This is a genomic window from Klebsiella sp. CN_Kp066, assembly GCF_040065135.1.
GTDB classification, from domain to species: Bacteria; Pseudomonadota; Gammaproteobacteria; order Enterobacterales; family Enterobacteriaceae; genus Klebsiella; species Klebsiella oxytoca.
In genome coordinates this window covers 252,106-273,645 of the sequence record NZ_JBEAIU010000056.1, presented here as the reverse complement: position 1 = coordinate 273,645, position 21,540 = coordinate 252,106, and the positions used below count along the sequence as shown (strand labels likewise).

Annotated in this window: 18 protein-coding genes and 1 pseudogene; 11 read left to right on the top strand and 8 right to left on the bottom strand. The window is 57.1% G+C overall.

Annotated features, from left to right (window positions below; genetic code table 11):
- Positions 1-3: 3 nt before the first annotated feature.
- From sirB2 to hemA, 4 genes are read right to left on the bottom strand one after another with little or no spacing between them, the layout of a single operon-like run.
- Entirely contained in the window at positions 4-396 is a 393-nt protein-coding gene (gene sirB2 / locus ABLV75_RS24880; protein WP_004103148.1) for an invasion regulator SirB2, read from the bottom strand.
- Positions 393-1,232, bottom strand: a complete 840-nt coding sequence (prmC, locus tag ABLV75_RS24875) for a peptide chain release factor N(5)-glutamine methyltransferase (RefSeq protein WP_004103149.1) — start codon at positions 1,230-1,232, stop codon at positions 393-395. The genes sirB2 and prmC overlap by 4 nt, the downstream gene beginning before the upstream one ends.
- Positions 1,232-2,314 carry a peptide chain release factor 1 gene (prfA, locus tag ABLV75_RS24870; protein WP_004103150.1) on the bottom strand — a complete coding sequence of 361 codons (1,083 nt, stop codon included), beginning with the start codon at positions 2,312-2,314 and terminating at the stop codon, positions 1,232-1,234. Before prfA ends, prmC begins: the two co-directional genes overlap by 1 nt.
- A gap of 42 nt (positions 2,315-2,356) precedes the next feature.
- Positions 2,357-3,613 carry a glutamyl-tRNA reductase gene (gene hemA, locus ABLV75_RS24865; RefSeq protein ID WP_004103152.1) on the bottom strand — a complete coding sequence of 419 codons (1,257 nt, stop codon included), beginning with the start codon at positions 3,611-3,613 and terminating at the stop codon, positions 2,357-2,359.
- A gap of 273 nt (positions 3,614-3,886) precedes the next feature.
- On the opposite strand from hemA, the gene lolB reads away from it, so the two are divergent.
- From lolB to dauA, 4 genes are all read left to right on the top strand, one after another.
- Positions 3,887-4,498: a lipoprotein insertase outer membrane protein LolB gene (gene lolB, locus ABLV75_RS24860; RefSeq protein ID WP_004103154.1), complete on the top strand. Its 612-nt coding sequence runs from the start codon at positions 3,887-3,889 to the stop codon at positions 4,496-4,498.
- Positions 4,498-5,346 carry a 4-(cytidine 5'-diphospho)-2-C-methyl-D-erythritol kinase gene (gene ispE, locus ABLV75_RS24855; protein WP_024274374.1) on the top strand — a complete coding sequence of 283 codons (849 nt, stop codon included), beginning with the start codon at positions 4,498-4,500 and terminating at the stop codon, positions 5,344-5,346. Before lolB ends, ispE begins: the two co-directional genes overlap by 1 nt.
- 182 nt (positions 5,347-5,528) lie before the next feature.
- Positions 5,529-6,476 carry a ribose-phosphate diphosphokinase gene (prs, locus tag ABLV75_RS24850; protein WP_004103157.1) on the top strand — a complete coding sequence of 316 codons (948 nt, stop codon included), beginning with the start codon at positions 5,529-5,531 and terminating at the stop codon, positions 6,474-6,476.
- Between the two features lie 249 nt (positions 6,477-6,725).
- Positions 6,726-8,405 (top strand): C4-dicarboxylic acid transporter DauA, encoded by a 1,680-nt coding sequence (dauA, locus tag ABLV75_RS24845; protein ID WP_026055944.1) that lies wholly within the window; start codon positions 6,726-6,728, stop codon positions 8,403-8,405.
- On the opposite strand, the gene ABLV75_RS24840 is transcribed toward dauA, so the two are convergent.
- Both ABLV75_RS24840 and ychH read right to left on the bottom strand, forming a co-directional pair.
- Entirely contained in the window at positions 8,406-9,452 is a 1,047-nt protein-coding gene (locus ABLV75_RS24840; protein WP_004103159.1) for a MerR family transcriptional regulator, read from the bottom strand.
- Between the two features lie 209 nt (positions 9,453-9,661).
- Entirely contained in the window at positions 9,662-9,937 is a 276-nt protein-coding gene (gene ychH, locus ABLV75_RS24835) for a stress-induced protein YchH (RefSeq protein WP_004103160.1), read from the bottom strand.
- A gap of 272 nt (positions 9,938-10,209) precedes the next feature.
- On the opposite strand from ychH, the gene pth reads away from it, so the two are divergent.
- Both pth and ychF read left to right on the top strand, forming a co-directional pair.
- A complete protein-coding gene (gene pth / locus ABLV75_RS24830; protein WP_004103161.1) occupies positions 10,210-10,794 on the top strand; it encodes an aminoacyl-tRNA hydrolase in 585 nt (194 codons plus the stop codon).
- A 117-nt stretch (positions 10,795-10,911) separates the two neighbouring features.
- Complete coding sequence (gene ychF / locus ABLV75_RS24825; protein ID WP_004103162.1) at positions 10,912-12,006, top strand: redox-regulated ATPase YchF; 1,095 nt, start codon at positions 10,912-10,914, stop codon at positions 12,004-12,006.
- A gap of 71 nt (positions 12,007-12,077) precedes the next feature.
- Here ychF and ABLV75_RS24820 read toward each other — a convergent pair whose 3' ends face one another.
- The gene (locus tag ABLV75_RS24820) at positions 12,078-13,862 is read right to left on the bottom strand and encodes a sigma-54-dependent Fis family transcriptional regulator (RefSeq protein ID WP_004103163.1); all 1,785 of its coding nucleotides are present in this window, start codon (positions 13,860-13,862) and stop codon (positions 12,078-12,080) included.
- Between the two features lie 490 nt (positions 13,863-14,352).
- Here ABLV75_RS24820 and ygeW point away from each other — a divergent pair, with 490 nt between their 5' ends.
- The 5 genes from ygeW to arcC all read left to right on the top strand — a co-directional run bounded on the left by ygeW (position 14,353) and on the right by arcC (position 20,477).
- Positions 14,353-15,540, top strand: a complete 1,188-nt coding sequence (gene ygeW / locus ABLV75_RS24815) for a knotted carbamoyltransferase YgeW (protein ID WP_004103164.1) — start codon at positions 14,353-14,355, stop codon at positions 15,538-15,540.
- A 61-nt stretch (positions 15,541-15,601) separates the two neighbouring features.
- Entirely contained in the window at positions 15,602-16,801 is a 1,200-nt protein-coding gene (gene dpaL, locus ABLV75_RS24810; protein WP_004103165.1) for a diaminopropionate ammonia-lyase, read from the top strand.
- A 62-nt stretch (positions 16,802-16,863) separates the two neighbouring features.
- Positions 16,864-18,075: a YgeY family selenium metabolism-linked hydrolase gene (locus ABLV75_RS24805; protein WP_004103166.1), complete on the top strand. Its 1,212-nt coding sequence runs from the start codon at positions 16,864-16,866 to the stop codon at positions 18,073-18,075.
- Between the two features lie 50 nt (positions 18,076-18,125).
- A complete protein-coding gene (gene hydA / locus ABLV75_RS24800; RefSeq protein ID WP_004103167.1) occupies positions 18,126-19,532 on the top strand; it encodes a dihydropyrimidinase in 1,407 nt (468 codons plus the stop codon).
- A gap of 12 nt (positions 19,533-19,544) precedes the next feature.
- Positions 19,545-20,477 (top strand): carbamate kinase, encoded by a 933-nt coding sequence (arcC, locus tag ABLV75_RS24795; RefSeq protein ID WP_004103169.1) that lies wholly within the window; start codon positions 19,545-19,547, stop codon positions 20,475-20,477.
- A gap of 107 nt (positions 20,478-20,584) precedes the next feature.
- Here the strand turns inward: arcC and ABLV75_RS24790 are convergent.
- A pseudogene (locus tag ABLV75_RS24790) lies at positions 20,585-21,361 on the bottom strand (XdhC family protein); the annotation flags it as partial.
- Positions 21,362-21,540: the final 179 nt, after the last annotated feature.

The following is a 21,540-nucleotide window of genomic DNA, read 5'->3' as shown; positions in this document are numbered from 1 at the left end:
GCCTTACCCCAGTAACGGTGTTCTTGTGATGGCGAGTTGAATAATGATAAACAACACCACCAGGGCCAGCAGAAAGGCGACAAACCGGCTCTGCTGACTGCGCGGACGACGACGGCCCAGCGCGATAAATCCCAATGCGATATAAATGATAACGCCAAACAGCTTCTCAGTCAGCCATGTACCCTCTTCGGTAAACGGCAGATAGTGCGTTATTGCCATTAATCCGGCGCCGCTGAGAAACAGCAGCGTATCGCTGCAGTGCGGCGCGATGCGAACCCAGCGCTGGTCGAGCCGGCGATTGCCGCTCCAGTGCCACCAGTAGCGCAGGACAAACAGGCTGACCGAGACCACCACGCAGGCGATATGCAGATACAGGACAGCGTTAAACAGATTCATACGCCTCCCTGATATTGCCCGAGCGTCAGGCGCTCGTTGTCGCCGTAGTCGCGGCAGGTAGCAATATTGCCATAACCCGCCTCGCGAAAGATTGCGCGCACCGCTTCCCCCTGCTTCCAGCCGTGTTCCAGCAGCATCAAACCGCCGGGAGTCAGGAAGCGGCGGCCTTCGCGAATGATGTAAGCCAGATCGGCGAGGCCGCCATCGGCGGCGACCAGCGCCGTTTTCGGCTCAAAGCGCACATCGCCCTGCGCAAGATGCGGGTCGGTTTCATCAATATAGGGTGGATTACTGACGATGATGTCGAACGGCTGTGCGGCGAGCGCGCTATACCAGTGGCCTTGCAGCACGGTAACGTTCTTGATGGCGAGGTGCTCAACGTTACGCGCCGCCAGCGCAACCGCATCGGGCATAAAGTCAACGGCGGTGACGTGGCAATCGGGGCGTTCGCTGGCCAGCGCCAGAGCGATAGCGCCGGTGCCGGTACCGAGATCGAGAATGCGGCACGGCTTGCAGGGTAACCGCATCAGCGTCTGCTCAACAAGGCATTCGGTATCCGGACGCGGGATCAGCGTGGCCGGAGAAACGAACAGCGGCAGCGACCAGAATTCGCGCTGGCCCACCAGGTGAGCCACCGGCTCGCCCCGTGCGCGACGGCTCAGCAGCGTTTCCAGCTCGACGGCCTGCTCCGCCGTCAGCGCCGTTTCGCCAAAGGCGAGAATATAGGTCCGCGCTTTGCCGGTCACGTGACCCAGCAGGATTTCGGCATCCCGGCGCGGGCTTTCACTTTGGCTCAGACGAGCGATGGCCTGCGTCAGCCACTGCTGAAAAGTCATCATTCCTGCTCGGAAAGGGCTGCCAGCTGATCGGCCTGATACTCCTGAACGATCGGCTCAATCAGCATATCCAGCTTGCCTTCCATCGCTTCATCCAGACGGTAAAGCGTCAGGTTGATGCGGTGATCGGTCACGCGGCCCTGCGGATAGTTATAGGTACGGTTACGATCGCTGCGATCGCCGCTGCCCAGCAGGTTACGGCGCTCGGAGGCTTCCGCCTGCTGGCGTCTGGAGACTTCCGCGGCGCGGATACGCGCGCCAAGCACCGACAGCGCTTTGGCTTTGTTTTTATGCTGGGAACGTTCGTCCTGGCATTCGACGACAATGCCGGTCGGCAGGTGGGTAATACGAATTGCCGAGTCGGTGGTGTTAACGTGCTGACCGCCCGCGCCGGAGGAGCGGAAGGTATCGATGCGCAGGTCGCTCGGGTTGATATCCGGCATTTCGGCTTCCGGGAGCTCCGGCATCACCGCCACGGTGCAGGCGGAGGTGTGGATACGCCCCTGGGATTCGGTGGCCGGGACGCGCTGAACGCGATGGCCGCCGGATTCGAACTTCAGTCGCCCATAGACGCCGTCGCCGCTGATTTTGGCAATCACCTCTTTGAAGCCGCCGTGCTCGCCTTCGTTGGCGCTCATGATTTCCACGCGCCAGCGGCGTGATTCCGCGTAACGGCTATACATACGGAACAGATCGCCCGCGAACAGCGCCGCTTCATCACCACCGGTGCCGGCGCGAACTTCAACAAACGCGTTACGCTCGTCGTCTGGATCTTTTGGCAACAGCAGAACCTGCAGCTGCTGCTCCATCTGCTCACCCTTTTCTTTCGCTTCGCGCAGCTCTTCCTGCGCCATTTCGCGCATCTCCGGATCGTCGAGCATCATCTGCGCGGCTTCAATATCATCCTGCAGCTGACGCCAGTCGGTATAGCAGCGCGCGACGTCGCTCAGCTGCGCATATTCGCGCGACAACGCGCGAAATTTATCCTGATCGGCGATGGTTGCGGCATCGCCGAGGAGCGCCTGAACTTCCTCATGGCGTTCATAGAGGGCTTCCAGTTTGGCAACAATAGAAGGCTTCATAGGCGTAAATTCACCCTGTCCTAAAAAAGAGATAAAGGTGCGCTATTCCAGCCCGAGGCTGTTGCGCAGAATATGCAGGCGTTCATCATCCCCGTCACGGGCGGCCTGCTGAAGAGATTTGGTTGGCGAGTGGATCAGGCGGTTAGTGAGCTTGCGCGCCAGATCCTGCATGATTTCCTGCGCATCGCCGCCCTGATTGAGCGCTGCCAGCGCTTTCGCCGTCAGCTCCTCGCGGACCTGCTCGGCCTGGGAACGATATTCGCGGATGGTCTCGCTGGCGCTCTGGGCGCGTAGCCAGGCCATAAACTCGCTGGCTTCCTGCTCAACAATGGTTTCCGCCTGCACCGCCGCGGCTTTACGCTGCGCCAGATTGTGCTGAATGATGTTTTGCAGATCGTCCACGCTGTAGAGATAGGCGTTCGCCAGCTTGCCAACCTCCGGTTCGACATCGCGCGGAACGGCGATATCAACCAGCAGCATCGGCTGATTGCGGCGCGCCTTCAGCGCGCGCTCCACCATCCCCTTGCCGATAATCGGCAGCGGGCTGGCGGTAGAACTGATGATGATATCGGCCTCTTTCAGCCGCTCGTCGATATCGCTCAGCGCGATCACCTCCGCGCCGACTTCATCGGCCAGCGCCTGAGCGCGCTCGCGGGTGCGGTTGGCAATCACCATCTTGCGGACTTTATGTTCGCGCAGATGGCGAGCCACCAGTTCGATAGTCTCACCGGCGCCGACCAGCAGCACGGTCACGCTGGAGAGTGATTCGAAGATTTGCCGCGCCAGAGTACAGGCAGCGAACGCCACGGAGACCGCGCTGGCGCCGATATCGGTTTCGGTGCGCACCCGTTTGGCCACTGAGAACGACTTCTGGAACATGCGCTCCAGTTCACTGACGTTCAGGTGCCCACGGCTGGAATCCGCAAAGGCTTTTTTCACCTGCCCGAGGATCTGCGGTTCGCCCAACACCAGCGAATCAAGACCGCTGGCGACGCGCATCAGGTGGCTGACCGCCTCGTTGTCCTGATGCCAGTAGAGGCTTTTACGCAGGTCCTCTTCATTTAAACCGTGGTAGTCGCACAGCCAGCGAATAAGAGCTTCCTGGAGGTTATCCTGCTCTTCGACGCTGAGATAAAGTTCCGTGCGGTTACAGGTCGACAGCACCACTCCGCCCTGCACCATTGGCTGGGCCAGCAAGCTCTCCAGCGCCTGATCGAGCGTATCCGGCGAAAACGTTACGCGTTCTCGCAGCGCTACAGGAGCTGTTTTGTGGTTAATGCCAAGAGCTAAAAGGGTCATTGTGAGGGAGTAGTACCAGCGTTGCTAAGGTTAGTCTGCAGGCATCATACAGGATGCGCGTAATCAATAAAAGAGAGGCTCCCCTTTTGGAGTAATAGCTAATCTGTAATAGCCATTAACGGTAATTTTTTGATTTCAGACAACTTGAACGTAGACGCTACCGCCCGGCAACGCTAGCATTAATGGTTATAATTGTAACCCGCTACACAAATCGGCCACCTGTTTCTCTCATCCGCCGCATTTCACTGTAGACATCAAGGATTTGTCATCATTATGAATCGACTGTTCCGCCTGTTGCCGCTGGCAAGCCTCGTTCTGACCGCCTGTGCGATTAATGCTCCGAAAGGGCCGGGTAAAAGCCCGGATTCTCCACAGTGGCGTCAGCACCAGCAAGATGTCCGCAATCTTAATCAGTTCCAGACGCGCGGCGCTTTTGCTTATCTTTCTGATGAGCAAAAAGTCTATGCCCGTTTCTTCTGGCAGCAAACGGGCCAGGACCGCTACCGCCTGCTGCTGACTAACCCGCTCGGTAGCACCGAACTGTCGTTAACCGCCCAGCCGGGCAACGTGCAGCTGATTGACAATAAAGGCCAGACTTACACGGCGACCGACGCCGAAGAGATGATTGGCCGCCTGACCGGCATGCCGATTCCGCTCAATAGCCTGCGGCAGTGGATCATTGGCCTGCCGGGCGAGGCCACCGACTACTCGCTTGATGACCAGTATCGCCTGCGCGAGCTGAACTACACGCAAAACGGCAAAACCTGGCACGTCACCTGGGGCGGCTACACCTCAGACACCAAACCTTCGCTACCGGCCAATATGGAACTTAACGACGGCAGTCAGCGCATCAAGCTGAAAATGGATAACTGGATTGTGAAATGATGACCCGCTGGCCCTCTCCCGCAAAACTGAATCTGTTTTTATACATTACCGGGCAGCGCGCCGACGGTTACCACACGCTGCAGACGCTTTTTCAGTTTCTGGATTATGGCGACACGCTGACGATTGAACCGCGCGACGATGGCCAACTGCGTCTGCTAACGCCGGTTGACGGCGTACCGGATGAAGAGAATCTGATTATTCGCGCGGCCAGGCTGTTAATGCAGGCCGCAGCGCAGGACGGGAAGCTTCCTGCAGGCAGCGGCGCCGATATCAGCATTGATAAGGTGCTGCCGATGGGCGGCGGCCTCGGCGGCGGCTCGTCCAACGCGGCCACCGTACTGGTGGCGCTGAATCACTTGTGGGGCTGTAATCTTCCGGAAGATGAGCTGGCGGCGTTGGGTCTGCAGCTCGGCGCCGACGTGCCGGTGTTCGTTCGCGGCCATGCGGCCTTTGCTGAAGGCATCGGGGAAATTCTCACCCCGGCCGAACCGGAGGAAAAATGGTATCTGGTGGCGCATCCGGGGGTCAGCATTCCAACGCCGATCATTTTTCGCGATCCGGAACTTCCGCGCAATACCCCGGCCAGGTCAATTAATACGTTATTAAAATGTAAATTCGGCAATGATTGCGAGGTTATCGCAAGAAAACGTTTTCGTGAGGTTGATGCGGCGCTTTCCTGGCTGTTAGAATATGCGCCGTCGCGCCTGACTGGCACCGGTGCATGTGTATTTGCTGAATTTGACACTGAATCCGCCGCTCGTCAGGTGCTTGAAAAAGCCCCGGCATGGCTGCATGGCTTCGTGGCGCGAGGTGTTAACATCTCTCCGCTCAAGCAGGCGCTGCGCTAAGTTCTGCTTATTATAGCAAATCTGGCGAAAACGCCGGGGAAACTGAGTTACGGTGACAACGTCACCCTGTTCCAGACGTTGCATCGGGCTCTTTAAATACACCGCCTGGATGAAATCGTGCCCACCCGCACAGTTTTTGGCCCATTTCATCCACCACTGGACGCATGCCTGAGGTTCTTCTCGTGCCTGATATGAAGCTTTTTGCTGGTAACGCCACCCCGGAACTAGCACAACGTATTGCCAACCGCCTGTACACTTCTCTTGGCGACGCCGCTGTAGGTCGTTTTAGCGACGGCGAAGTCAGCGTACAAATCAATGAAAACGTACGCGGTGGTGATATTTTCATCATCCAGTCCACTTGTGCTCCCACCAACGACAACCTGATGGAACTGGTTGTTATGGTTGATGCTCTGCGTCGTGCTTCGGCAGGTCGTATCACCGCTGTTATCCCCTACTTCGGTTATGCTCGCCAGGACCGTCGTGTTCGTTCTGCTCGTGTTCCTATCACCGCGAAAGTGGTTGCTGATTTCCTGTCAAGCGTCGGCGTTGACCGCGTTCTGACCGTTGACCTGCACGCAGAACAAATTCAGGGCTTCTTTGACGTTCCGGTGGATAACGTATTCGGCAGCCCGATCCTGCTGGAAGATATGCTGCAGCTGAACCTGGATAACCCTATCGTGGTTTCTCCGGACATCGGCGGCGTGGTTCGCGCTCGCGCTATCGCCAAGCTGCTGAACGATACCGATATGGCTATCATCGACAAACGCCGTCCGCGCGCTAACGTTTCTCAGGTGATGCACATCATCGGTGACGTCGCTGGTCGTGACTGCGTGATGGTTGACGATATGATCGATACCGGCGGCACCCTGTGTAAGGCCGCAGAAGCGCTGAAAGAGCGCGGTGCTAAACGCGTATTCGCCTACGCAACGCACCCGATCTTCTCCGGCAACGCCATCCAGAACATCAAAAACTCTGTGATTGACGAATTCGTCGTCTGCGATACCATTCCGCTGACGCCGGAAATCAAAGCGCTGGAAAAGGTACGTACTCTGACGCTGTCTGGTATGCTGGCCGAAGCGATTCGTCGTATCAGCAACGAAGAATCTATCTCTGCTATGTTCGAACATTAATCGAGCCCGGCACAAAAACCCGCTGCGGCGGGTTTTTTTGTCTCTGAACCTTTTATTCTTCCACAATATCATTCGGCATGCGTCAAGGCGGCAAGTGAATGAATCCCCGGGAGCGTACCGGCAGTACGTGATCGAGGTAAATGAACGCAGCCAACAGAGAGGCATCCGAAGAATGACGTGGATATGACCAATGCCTCCTTCACCTGCCATTTAGTTGACAGATGATGCGCTCATGGATGAAACATTATTGTGAACAGATTATTTTCCTCACATGTGATGCCTTTCCGCGCCCTCATCGACGCTTGTTGGAAAGAAAAATATACCGCTTCGCGGTTTACCCGTGATGCGATCGCCGGGATTACCGTCGGGATTATCGCTATCCCGCTGGCGATGGCGCTGGCAATTGGCAGCGGCGTGGCGCCGCAGTATGGTCTCTACACTTCTGCTGTGGCGGGGATCGTGATTGCGTTAACCGGCGGCTCGCGCTTCAGCGTTTCCGGGCCAACCGCCGCTTTTGTGGTCATTCTCTACCCGGTCTCGCAGCAGTTCGGCCTTGCGGGACTGCTGGTTGCAACTTTGATGTCTGGGATCTTCCTGATTCTTTTCGGCCTGGCACGCTTTGGCCGGCTGATTGAATATATCCCGCTATCGGTTACCCTCGGCTTCACCTCCGGGATCGGTATCACCATTGGTACCATGCAGATTAAAGATTTTCTCGGTCTGCAGATGGCGCACGTGCCTGAACATTATCTGCAGAAAGTCGGCGCGCTGGTTATGGCGCTGCCGACGATTAATCCCGGCGATGCCGCCATCGGTATTGTCACGCTGGGCACGCTGATTATCTGGCCTCGCCTGGGTATTCGTCTGCCGGGCCACCTGCCGGCGCTGCTGGCAGGCTGCGCGGTCATGGGCGTGGTTAATCTGCTCGGCGGCAGCGTCGCCACCATCGGCTCTCAGTTCCACTATATTCTCGCCGACGGCAGTCAGGGCAACGGTATTCCGCAGTTGCTGCCGCAACTGGTGCTGCCGTGGGATATGCCCGGTTCGGAGTTCACGCTTAGCTGGTCCTCGCTGCGGGCGCTGCTGCCGGCGGCGTTTTCCATGGCCATGCTCGGGGCGATTGAGTCCCTGCTGTGCGCCGTAGTGCTGGACGGCATGACCGGCACCAAACATAAGGCCAATAGCGAGCTCATTGGCCAGGGGCTGGGCAATATCGTCGCTCCGTTCTTCGGCGGCATTACCGCCACCGCCGCCATCGCCCGCTCGGCGGCCAACGTTCGCGCCGGGGCGACTTCGCCGATTTCCGCCGTGATCCACGCGCTGCTGGTCATTATGGCGCTGCTGATCCTCGCTCCCCTGCTCTCCTGGCTGCCGCTTTCCGCTATGGCGGCGCTGCTGCTGATGGTGGCATGGAATATGAGCGAAGCGCACAAGGTTGTTAACCTGCTGCGCTATGCACCAAAAGACGACATTATCGTCATGCTGATGTGCATGTCGCTGACCGTACTGTTTGATATGGTCATCGCAATCAGCGTCGGTATTGTGCTGGCCTCCCTGCTGTTTATGCGCCGGATCGCGCGTATGACCCGCCTCGCGCCGGTTAACGTCGAAGTTCCTGACGACGTGCTGGTGCTGCGCGTGATTGGCCCGCTATTTTTCGCCGCTGCGGAAGGGCTATTTACCGACCTCGAAACCAGAGTGGAAGGTAAGCGTATCGTGGTGCTGAAATGGGATGCGGTGCCGGTGCTGGATGCCGGCGGGCTGGATGCCTTCCAGCGCTTCGTGAATAAGCTGCCGGAAGGCTGTGAACTGCGCGTGTCGAATCTGGAGTTTCAGCCGCTGCGCACGCTGGCGCGCGCCGGCGTTAAACCCATTCCGGGCCGTCTGAGCTTCTACCCGGACCGCAACGCCGCGCTGGCGGATATTTAATTATTCGGCGGCAGGCCCCTGCGCCTGCCGCATCATCACGCCAATCGCCTGCTGAAGCCAGCTGAGCACCTCCGAAGTCATCCACGTTCCCTTCATCAAATGCGGCTCCTGCTCCATGGCATAGCGAAACTTCTGCTGCGTCTGCGCATCCTTACCCGCGTAAGACTGGAACAGCGCCAGCCAGCGCTGCGCCAGCTGCTGACCTTCCGGGGAGGCCGGGTCTCGCTTCTCACGACAGGCCCGATGCAAGTCGGCCATCAGCGCCGGCCACTCCATCAGGCGATCGAAATAGTGCTGCCGGGTAAAGGCCAGCTCTTCGGCGTTCAGATAGCGCGCCCAGATGGCCAGCTTGCTTTCGGCAAAAGCACGGGTAATGAAATCAATCATCTCCGGCGTCACCCCGGTTTGTTCACGCATCTGCGGTTCGGCGGCGTGCATCTCATTCAGGCGAGTCAGAAACTCCGGCCTGCCGGCGGTATCCTGCTCCAGCTGCTCCATCCAGCGGGTTGCCAGCGCAATCGCCCGCGGCTCATCTGCCGGGCAGCGTTCGCCCATGAGCTGCTGCGCTTCCCCCACCAACTCCAGCCATGTCTGGTTACGCTGCTCATCCTGCTCCGCAAACGGCAGCACCTGTAATTCCTGTTGACTAAACCAGCGATCGTACATTTTCATCAGCTCCAGCGTTTGTACCCAGGACTCGAGATCGGGCTCGCCTCCGCTGTCCAGCTCTTCGCGCAGCAGCGCCAGGCGCTGGCGCAGCGTTGAGAGAGTTTGCAGCTGTCGGTCGAGGGTGGCGATCTGCTTGACCAGCAGATCGGACAGCGAGAAGGCGTCCCGGTCGAGATAGTCCTTAATTGTGGCGAGTTCCAGCCCGGCCTGCGCCAGCGCTTTAATCATATGCAGCCGCTGAACGGCCGCCAGATTATATAACCGGTAACCCGCCGCGCTTCTGGCCGAAGGCGTCAGCAACCCCGTTTGTTCATAGTGATGTAACGTGCGGACGGTCATTCCGGCGCGCTTCGCCAGTTCTCCCACCTGAATTAACATGGCTGCTCCTTTCGTATACCAGTGGCACGACTCTGCTGCCTGACGTGACGTCAGGGTCAAGCGCTAAATACGGGGAGGGTATTAAGCAGACTATGCCGAAGAAGCACAATGAGAGAAATAAGGAATTGAGACGACAGCAAAAAGACAACCTGACCAGGTTGCATGAAAACGCACCAGCCGTTGACAACGGCTGGTGGTAAAGAATTCACTCAGCTGTGGCGATGCTGATCGCGGCGGCAGCGTTTATCGTAGTGGCGAACCCACCAGTATCTGTCGCTGACCTGTTCATGACCGCCGATACGCGCGCCCGCCAGCCACAGTACCGCGCCGACAAAGATACTTAATATCGCGCCGTGTGCGAAAAACTGCGGCAGGTCAAGCTGCGGAAGCTGGTTTAAAATGGAATAACCAACGCCGACAACCATGACGACCAACCCCAACCCCATCAGCACATTACCGAGTAACGAAGCGTTTCTGCGTTTCATATGTCACCTCCGGAACCTTGGGTTGCATGGGAATATCCCCAAATCTTATAGGTGTAGTATAGACAATAGCCAATATAGCGATTGCGTGGACGATCACATAAGCGAACATCTTGCCAACAAAAGTTTACAAATAACCTACTGAACAACATCAAATTCTAATTGTTCAAAGCCGTGATTATCCGTTCCGGCCGCGCTTCGCTGGCAGAATTTTGTCAACCGCGCGCGCAGACAGTACACTACGCGCCAGAGAACGATCCAAGCAGGATAAAAAAGTGAGCATAAAACTGATTGTCGGCCTGGCGAACCCCGGCGCTGAATACGCAGCGACCCGACATAACGCCGGCGCCTGGTACGTGGATTTATTGGCAGAACGCTACCGCGCGCCGCTGCGCGAAGAGAGCAAATTCTTCGGCTATACCTCGCGGATTAACCTTGCGGGCGAGGATGTTCGCCTGCTGGTCCCAACGACCTTTATGAACCTGAGTGGTAAAGCCGTCGGCGCGATGGCGACCTTTTTTCGCATTAATCCGGATGAAATCCTGGTCGCCCACGATGAGCTCGACTTACCGCCTGGCGTCGCTAAGTTCAAGCTGGGCGGCGGTCACGGCGGCCATAATGGCCTGAAAGACATCATTAGCAAGCTGGGCAATAACCCGAACTTTCACCGCTTACGCGTGGGAATCGGCCATCCGGGCGATAAAAATAAAGTTGTCGGTTTTGTGCTGGGCAAGCCGCCCGCCAGCGAGCAGAAGCTGATTGATGAGGCCGTTGACGAAGCGGTACGCTGCACCGAAGTGTGGATGAAGGATGGCCTGACCAAAGCGACCAACCGTTTACACGCTTTTAAAGCGCAATAACCGGTCGGCGTGCGGAATTTTTGTCACGCACCGTGTATAATAGGCGAAGTTATTTACTTTTCTACAATCTGTTCACTGTAACAGGTTGATTATCCAAAGATTAAGGTGATTTAAATCATGGGATTCAAATGCGGTATCGTCGGTTTGCCCAACGTCGGCAAATCCACCCTGTTCAATGCGCTCACCAAAGCGGGTATTGAAGCGGCCAACTTCCCCTTCTGTACCATTGAGCCGAACACCGGTGTCGTGCCGATGCCCGATCCGCGTCTGGACAAACTGGCTGAAATCGTTAAACCGCAGCGTATCCTGCCGACCACGATGGAATTCGTTGATATCGCGGGCCTGGTCAAAGGCGCCTCCAAAGGCGAAGGCCTGGGCAACCAGTTTCTGACCAACATCCGCGAAACCGAAGCTATCGGTCACGTGGTGCGCTGTTTCGAAAACGACAACATTATCCACGTTAACAATAAAGTGGACCCGGCTGACGATATTGAAGTGATCAATACCGAACTGGCGCTCTCCGACCTGGATACCTGCGAACGCGCCATCCATCGCGTGCAGAAGAAAGCCAAAGGCGGCGATAAAGACGCGAAAGCCGAGCTGGCGGCGCTGGAAAAATGCCTGCCGCACCTTGAGAATGCCGGTATGCTGCGTTCGTTGAAAAATCTGACCGACGAAGACAAAGCGGCGATTAAATACCTGAGCTTCCTGACCCTGAAGCCGACCATGTATATCGCCAACGTCAACGAAGACGGCTTTGAGAACAACCCTTATCTCGATAAAGTCCGCGAAATCGCCGCTGCCGAAGGTTCGGTGGTCGTCGCCGTTTGCGCCGCCGTTGAGTCCGATATCGCCGAGCTGGACGATGCCGACCGCGATGAGTTTATGGCCGAACTGGGTCTTGAAGAGCCTGGCCTGAACCGCGTTATCCGCGCCGGTTACGAACTGCTGAACCTGCAGACCTACTTCACCGCAGGCGTGAAGGAAGTTCGCGCGTGGACTATCCCGGTCGGCGCAACGGCTCCGCAGGCCGCAGGTAAAATCCACACCGATTTCGAAAAGGGCTTTATCCGCGCGCAGACCATTGCCTATGAAGACTTTATTACCTACAAAGGCGAACAGGGTGCCAAAGAAGCCGGGAAAATGCGCGCTGAAGGTAAAGACTACATCGTAAAAGATGGCGATGTGATGAACTTCCTGTTCAACGTTTAAGCCTTTCTGCGCTCTGAGACCAGTCATAAAATCCACGCTCTCGCGTGGATTTTTTATTGACGCCGTTCCCGTCAGTTCTGACCCGCCGCCAGCGAATATTTCTTTATTTTGCGATACAGCGTGGCGATGCCGATACCCAGCTCGTCCGCTGCCTGCTTTTTATTACTGTAGCGAGAGAGGGCGTCACGGATCATCTGCCGCTCCATCTCTTCCAGCGCCGTTACGTTTTCCTCCTGGGCGATGGTCGCTGCCGCTGAAACAGGCGCTGTCGGCTGGCTCGCCAGTTCACCGCTGCTCAACAGATTGGGCGGCAGGAGGGACATATCGATAATCTCGCCCGAGGGCACCACGTTGACCAGGTACTCCATCAAATTGCTGAGTTCGCGAATATTGCCCGGCCAGCGGTAGCGTTTGAGGAAATCGATCACATCCTGCGCGACGCCGGGGTAAACCAGGTTGAGCCGACCGGTATGCAAATGCAGAAAATAGTGAATCAGTAGCTCAATGTCGTCCTGGCGTTCGCGTAGCGGCGGCAGACGCAGCGGGATGACGTTCAGGCGATAGTAGAGATCTTCGCGGAACTTCCCTTCCGCAATGTACTGGTCAAGGTTTTGATTGGTTGCGGAAATAATGCGGATATCGACCTGAACCGGATGGCTGGCGCCTACCGGCTGAATCTCTCGTGATTCGATGGCCCGCAGCAGCTTGGCCTGCAGGGTGAGCGGCATATCGCCAATTTCATCCAGGAATAGCGTTCCGCTGTTGGCCGCCTGAATCAGGCCAGTCTTACCGTTAGCCGATGCGCCGGTAAACGCCCCCTTCACGTAGCCGAACAGTTCACTCTCCAGTAGCTGCTCGGGGATGGCGGCGCAGTTAATGGCGATAAAGGGCTTCGTGTGGCGGTCGCTGAGCTTGTGGATAGCGCGGGCAACAACCTCTTTCCCGGTCCCGCTCTCGCCGGCTATCATCACGCTGGACGGGCTTGGCGCCACGCGGCTGATGAGCTTTTTCAACTGCCGCATAGGCCGACACTCGCCAACCATTGCTTCAATTTGCGGCCCTTCCTGCCCGCAGCTGAAATCGCCAGAAGAGTGCGACTGGTGAAAGGCCATTAAAAACAGCCATTGATCCTGCACCGCGTGCAGCTGGCCGATAATGAGCTCCTTGCGATCGTCAAAGGAGATAATGTGCTGCATATGGCCGTGCTTAAAATTATCTTCGAAGGTCAAAGGCTGAAACTGGATGGACTTGCCAATAACGTGGCCCTGCGTCACGCTCATTATTTTCAGCGCGGCCTGGTTGGCAAATTTAACTTTTTGATCGTTGCCTACCACCAGCACGCCCTGGTCCATATTTTCAATCATGGTTAAAAATATTTTGTGGATATTATCGCCAACTGCCCGTTCCTGTAAAAAGCGGGAAACGAATATGCTGGAGACGTGGCGAACATAATCTGAAAATTCCTGAATGTTCTCATTAATACGTTCCTGCTGCTCGCGGGTTAGCGCCACCAGGCTAATAACGCCAACGCAGCGGTCGTGATACATCACCGGAGTGCCGAGGAACGCTTTCTCTTCGCACTTGTCCTTATTGTTACAATCTTTGCAGAGAGGATCGAAGCGGGAATGGGTGACGACCTTTTCGCTCTGTGTTTCAATAATGTAACGAAGAAGCCGTGAATTTGAATTTAATTTATAGCCAATCTGCTTACTATAAGCCCCGGTTCCCGCAACGCGGTATAATTCGTTATCGACAATCTCAACCTCCAACTGTAGTACGCTGGACAACATCCTTGCAAACTTCTGAATTGTAGGCTGAATCTGCATTAAAATGGAAGGTGCTTTGGACGGTATCATGTATATCGGCCTTCTATTATTGCTCACCTGATCGGCATCGAGCGAGGCGGTTTTATTTATCTCTGAAGAATGATACCACTCCCTTTAGCGGCGAGCATTGATATAGATAGGGCCGATCCCCCCACCTTATCTTAAATATGCAATAGCTATCACAGTTCCTTATCAATATGATAAATTCACAGCGGATTTTATCATATTGGCGCAGTGTGAAGATGATAATCGTATTATTCACTGCGCCCTCCCTTGCCTGTACTGCTGGAATTGACGCCAGTGGCACAAATGTCAGCGTTTCCCTGCCGGAGAAACACGCCTGAATTCGTGACCGAGTTAGCATAATCTCAACCATTCAATTTTGACCGTCGCCTCTTGCGGAGGATTTGGCACGCTTATTGTTAGTGATTATACAGCGCTGGCAGTCGCTAATTCGGCAACTCTGCATATCCGACCGCACAGCAATCATTAAGCCGTCATTCACGACCAGGATTGAAACATGAAAACTGTTAACGAACTGATTAAGGATATCAATAAACTTAACTCTCATCTCAGTGAGAAAGACTTTTTGCTGACCTGGGAGCAATCGCCGGATGAGCTGAAGCAGGTGCTGGATGTCGCCGCCGCGCTGAAAACCCTGCGCGATGAAAATATCGCCACCAAAGTGTTTAACAGCGGATTAGGTATTTCCGTATTCCGCGATAACTCAACCCGCACCCGCTTCTCCTATGCCTCCGCGCTCAACCTGTTAGGTCTGGCCCAGCAGGATCTGGATGAGGGAAAATCGCAAATTGCCCACGGCGAAACGGTCCGTGAAACCGCCAACATGATCTCCTTCTGCGCCGATGCCATCGGCATCCGCGATGACATGTTCCTTGGCGCGGGCAATGCCTACATGCGTGAGGTAGGCGAAGCGCTGGATGACGGCCACAAGCAGGGCGTCCTGCCGCAGCGTCCGGCGCTGATCAATCTGCAGTGCGATATCGACCACCCGACGCAATCCATGGCCGATCTCGCCTGGCTGCGCGAGCACTTCGGTTCGCTGGAGAACCTGAAGGGCAAGAAAATCGCTATGACCTGGGCCTATTCGCCGAGCTATGGCAAACCGCTCTCGGTACCGCAGGGCATTATCGGCCTGATGACCCGCTTCGGAATGGACGTTACCCTCGCCCACCCGGAAGGTTACGACCTGATCCCGGACGTTATTGAAGTGGCAAAAAACAACGCCAAAGCTTCCGGCGGCAGCTTCCGCCAGGTAAACAGCATGGAAGAAGCATTTAAAGACGCCGATATCGTCTACCCGAAATCCTGGGCGCCGTACAAGGTGATGGAAAAACGCACCGAGCTGCTGCGCGCGAATGACCATGAAGGCCTGAAGGCGCTGGAAAAAGCCTGCCTTGAACAGAACGCCGGACATAAAGACTGGCACTGTACGGAAGAGATGATGAAACACACCCGCGACGGCGACGCGCTGTACATGCACTGCCTGCCGGCGGATATCACCGGCGTCTCCTGCGACGCGGGCGAAGTCACCGAGGGCGTCTTCGAGAAGTACCGTATCCCGACCTACAAAGAGGCCAGCTGGAAGCCGTATATCATCGCCGCGATGATCGTGTGCCGCAAATACGCCAATCCGGGCAAGGTGCTGGAGCAGCTGCTCAAGGAAGCGCAGAAACGCATCAAATAATCCCCAGGCTGGCCTGCGGGCCAGCCTCATGACTTCGCCCATAAAAGGATAAGGATCGAGTATGTCTGCTTTCTCACTGAAAATGGATATTGCCGAAAACCGTTTTTTCAACGGGGAGACTTCGCCGCTGTTTTCACGCCAGCAGGCGCAGCAGGCTCGCCGCTTTCATCAAAAAATTACCGGCTATAAGCCTACGCCGCTGGTGGCGCTGAACGAGCTTTCCGCCCTGTTTGGCGTGCAAAAAATCCTCGTCAAAGACGAGTCACGACGCTTTGGCCTCAATGCCTTCAAAATGCTCGGTGGCTCTTACGCTATTGCCAGGCAGCTCTGTGAAAAATACCATTTAGATATCAACGATCTCTCCTTCGAGACGCTCAAATCCAGCATTAAAGAGAAGATGACGTTCGCCACCACCACCGATGGCAACCACGGCCGCGGAGTGGCGTGGGCGGCCCGCCAGTTAGGCCAGAACGCCGTTATCTATATGCCTAAAGGTTCCGCACAGGAGCGGGTTGATGCCATTCTGCGCCTCGGCGCCGAGTGTATCGTCACCGACATGAACTACGACGACACCGTCCGCTTTACCATGCAGACCGCGCAGAAAAACGGCTGGGAGGTGGTGCAGGACACCGCCTGGGAAGGCTACACAAAAATTCCGACCTGGATTATGCAGGGCTACGCCACCCTCGCTGATGAAGCGGTAGAACAGCTCTCCTCGATGGGTATCGCCCGTCCGACGCACGTGCTCCTGCAGGGCGGCGTGGGGGCGATGGCGGGCGGCGTGCTGGGCTACCTGGCCGATGTCTACGGCGCGAAGCATCTCCATTCCATTATCGTCGAACCGGAGCTGGCCGACTGTCTCTACCGTTCTGCCCTGAAGGGCCAGATCGTTAACGTCAGCGGCGATATGGCCACCATTATGGCCGGCCTCGCCTGCGGTGAGCCTAACCCGCTGGGCTGGGAAGTGCTGCGCAACTGCGCCACGCAGTTTGTCTCCTGTCAGGACGCCGTCGCCGCCCTCGGCATGCGGGTGCTGGGAAACCCGACGGGCCAGGATCCTCGCATCATCTCCGGCGAATCCGGCGCCGTCGGTCTCGGCCTGCTGGCGGCGATTCATTTCCATCCGCAGCGCGAAGCGCTGATGCACAAGCTCAAGCTGGATAGCGATTCCGTGGTGCTGGTGATTAGCACCGAGGGCGACACCGACGTTAAGCACTATCGCGAAGTCGTCTGGGAAGGCAAACATCCGGCCGCGCAGTAGCCGACTTATCAAATTCCTCCCGCCCGGCGGGAAACCTGTATTCAGAACTGGAGAACATCCTTATGGCTAAGCAAATTCCGTTCAACGCGATCCTGGAAAAATCAAAGCAGTATGAAAAAGAGATGACCCGCTTCCTGCGCGATATGATCGCCATCCCCAGCGAAAGCAGTGATGAGAAGCGCGTGGTGCGCCGCATCAAAGAGGAGATGGAGAAAGTCGGGTTCGACAAAGTTGAAATCGATCCGATGGGCAACGTACTGGGCTACATCGGCCACGGCCCGCGTCTGGTCGCCATGGACGCGCACATTGATACCGTCGGCATTGGCAACATCAAAAACTGGAACTTCGACCCGTACGAAGGTATGGAGACCGATGAGCTGATCGGCGGACGCGGCGCGTCTGACCAGGAGGGCGGAATGGCCTCCATGGTTTATGCCGGTAAAATTATTAAAGATCTGGGTCTGGAAGATGAGTATACCCTGCTGGTGACCGGTACCGTTCAGGAGGAGGATTGCGACGGCCTGTGCTGGCAGTACATTATTGAACAGTCCGGCATTCGTCCTGAATTTGTCGTCAGCACCGAACCCACCGACTGCCAGATTTACCGCGGCCAGCGCGGGCGTATGGAGATCCGCGTGGAAGTTCAGGGCGTCAGCTGCCACGGCTCCGCTCCGGAGCGCGGCGATAACGCCATCTTCAAAATGGCCCCCATTCTCACCGAGCTGGAACAACTTTCGCAGAAGCTGGGCTACGACGAGTTCCTCGGCAAAGGCACCCTGACGGTGTCAGAGATTTTCTTCACCTCGCCGAGCCGCTGCGCGGTGGCGGATAGCTGCGCCGTCTCCATTGACCGCCGTCTGACCTGGGGCGAAACCTGGGAAGGCGCGCTGGAAGAGATCCGCGCGCTGCCGGCGGTGAAAAAAGCCGCCGCGGTGGTCTCAATGTACAACTACGAACGCCCCTCCTGGACCGGGCTGGTCTACCCGACCGAATGCTACTTCCCGACCTGGAAAGTGGAAGAGAACCACTTCACCGTCCGCGCCCTGAGTAACGCCTACGAAGGTCTGTTCGGCAAAGCTCCGGTGGTGGATAAATGGACCTTCTCCACCAACGGCGTGTCAATTATGGGCCGCCACGGCATTCCGGTTATCGGTTTTGGGCCAGGGAAAGAGCCGGAAGCGCACGCGCCAAATGAGAAAACCTGGAAATCGCATCTGGTGACCTGCGCCGCAATGTATGCCGCCATCCCGCTGAGCTGGCTGGCTACGGAGTAATTGTTCGTCCTGTCTGCCGCCGCGCTCTGCGGCGGTATGTTGAGGTTTCTATGCGCGTACTGATTAAAAATGGCCTCGTCGTCAACGCCGACGGACAGGTAAAGCAGGACCTGCTCATTGAAGATGGCCTCGTCAAGCGCCTTGCCGATTCTATTGAGGCAGAACAACCCTGCGAAGTGATTGACGCCGAGGGCTGTTACGTGATGCCCGGCGGCGTCGACGTTCATACTCATTTCAATATTGACGTGGGGCTCGCCCGCAGCTGCGATGATTTTTTTACCGGAACCCGGGCCGCGGCCTGCGGCGGCACCACCACCATTGTTGATCATATGGGCTTTGGACCCGTCGGCTGCCACCTGCGCCACCAGTTCGAAGTCTATCGCGGCTACGCCGCCTATAAAGCCGTTATCGACTACAGTTTTCACGGCGTTATCCAGCACGTTAACCACGGCATTCTCGACGAGATCCCGATGATGGTGGATAGCGGCATCAGCAGCTTTAAGCTCTATCTGACCTACCAGTACAAACTTAACGATGACGAGTTGCTGCAGGCAATGCGCCACCTGCAGCGCGCCGGCGCGCTGACGACGGTCCATCCGGAAAACGATGCCGCCATCGCCCAGCGCCGGGCGGAATTTATCAACGCCGGTAAAACCGCGCCGCGCTATCACGCCCTGAGCCGCCCGCTGGAGTGCGAGGCGGAAGCCATCGCCCGAACGATCAACCTCGCCAGGCTGGCGGGAAACGCGCCGCTCTATATTGTTCATCTTTCCAACGCCCTGGGCCTGGAGTATCTACGTCTTGCCAGAAGACGCCACCAGCCGGTGTGGGTAGAGACCTGCCCGCAGTATCTGCTGCTCGACGAGCGCTGCTATGAACGTGAAGATGCGCTTAACTACCTGCTCAGCCCTCCTCTGCGCAACGCCAGTAATAACGATGCGCTATGGCGCGGCATCCATGATGGGGATATTGACACGGTCGCCACCGACCACTGCGCGTTCTCTGCGCAGCAGCGCAGGCAGATCTCCGGCGGCGACTTTAGCCGCTGCCCGAACGGCCTGCCTGGGGTGGAAAACCGGCTGCTGCTGCTGTTCTCGCACGGCGTGATGACCGGGCGCATCACCCCCGAGCGCTTTGTGGCGCTCACCAGCGCCAATCCGGCGAAGCTGTTTGGTCTGTGGCCGCAGAAGGGTCTGCTGGCGCCCGGCGCCGATGGCGACGTGGTTATCATCGATCCACAGCGTACGACCACCATCCGCCATGCCATGCTGCACGACAACGCAGACTATTCACCCTATGAAGGCTTTATCTGCCAGGGCGCGATTCGCCAGACGCTCTCCCACGGCAGAGTGATCTTTGATAACGGCACCTTTACCGGCATCGCCGGACAGGGCCGCTTTTTACGCCGACAACCTTTTTCCACCGCTCACCAGGCCGTCAGCGGAACAGAAACGTAATGAGAGGAAGCTATGAGTAAAAAAATTGTTCTCGCTCTCGGCGGGAATGCGCTGGGCGACGATCTCGCCGGACAGATGCGGGCCGTACAGCACACCGCCCGGACGATCGTCGATCTTATCTCCCTTGGCCACCAGGTGGTGGTCACTCACGGCAACGGCCCGCAGGTGGGCATGATTAATCAGGCCTTCGAGGCCGCGGCAAAAACCGAGGCCCACACGCCGATGCTACCGATGTCGGTCTGCGTGGCTCTCAGCCAGGGCTACATCGGCTACGACCTGCAGAACGCGATTCGTGAAGAACTGCTCACGCGCCAGCTGGACATTCCGGTGGCCACCCTGATAACCCAGGTGGAAGTGGACGCTAACGATGAGGCTTTTCTTAATCCGACCAAGCCCATCGGCTCATTCTTCAGCAAAGAAGAGGCTGAAAAGCTGAGCCAAAACGGCTATATCATGAAAGAGGATGCCGGGCGCGGCTACCGTCGCGTCGTCGCGTCGCCAAAGCCGGTCGATATTATCGAGAAACAAACGGTAAAAGCGCTGATGGATGACTGCCACGTGGTGATCACCGTCGGCGGCGGCGGCATTCCGGTCATACGCGAAGGTAATCATTTGCGCGGCGCCAGCGCGGTCATCGACAAGGACTGGGCCAGCGCGAAGCTGGCGGAGATGATCGACGCCGATCTGCTGATCATCCTCACCGCCGTGGAGAAGGTGGCGATCAACTTCGGTAAACCTGACGAGCAGTGGCTGGATAACCTCTCCCTGCGCGATGCCGAACGTTTTATCGAAGAGGGACACTTTGCCAAAGGCTCTATGCTGCCAAAAGTGGAAGCCGCCGCCGCCTTCGCCCGCTCAGGCCCGGGGCGCAAAGCGCTGATCACGATGCTAAGCAAAGCCAAAGAGGGGATAGAAGGAAAAACGGGCACCATCATAAGCCAATAAGCTGTACGCTACGGGTTGCCGGGAACCTCCCGGCAACTCTCCCCTGCTCTTCAGATTGCCACCGCCTCAGCCAGACAATCCGGCTGACAAGATTGCCGCACCTGATCCATAAGCCCCCCAGGCGCGCCGTTTTTCACCTGCAGGATTTCCGCCAGTACGCTGATAGCAATCTCGTTTGGCGTCTCGGCGCCGATGTCATAACCAATCGGCGCCCGCAGGCGGCTGATATCCGCCTCCGGCACGCCGTTCTCCCGCATCTGGCGTAAAAAAGCCTGCACTTTCCGTCGGCTGGCCAGCAGCCCAAGCCAGGCTACCGGCTGGGTTATCAGCCTGTCCAGCGCCTCGCGATCCTGGTTGTTGGTGGCGATCAGTACGAAATCCTGCGGCCGCACCGCCATCGCCTCGACCACTTCCGTAAAGCTGGAGCCATGGACCAGCCTCGCCGAAAGCGGAAAAGCCTCCGGGCAAAGGCTGGCGGGATAGATATCGCCCACGCAGATGTCAAAATCCACCAGCGCCGCGGCGTGGGCAACCGCACGATTGACGTGCCCGGCGCCGACCAACAGCAGGCGCGGGCGCAGGCCGTGAACGCTGATATAAACCGACATCGCGCCGCCGCAGTCGGAGCCCACGGCGTCGCTACCGGTGCGCGCCATGCGGCCGTGGAACATTCGCGACTCCCGCTCGCTCAGCGCCTCCAGCGCCTCATCGATGACTTTACGCTCCACCATCCCGCCGCCAATGGTGCCCACAATCGAGCCGTCCTCCCGGATGAGCATCTGAGCGGAGTGTCGGGGGGTAGAGCCCCGGCTTTCGACAATCTGCGCCAGGGCAAAGGGACGGTTCTGCTCCTCAAGTCGTGCAGCTTCTGCAAAAATATTCATACCAACCTCAAAGGCGATGTTTACGGCTCTATTTGATTATCTGCGATATTTCCCCGGGTTCTCAGTTTGAGAGTCTACCCGGCGTTGAAATAGCGTCGCAGCGACCCGTAGCAACTATGCAATATTTATACTTAGCCGCTATTTTTCATCGTAAATTGTGAGCCAGGTCATTTCGTTAG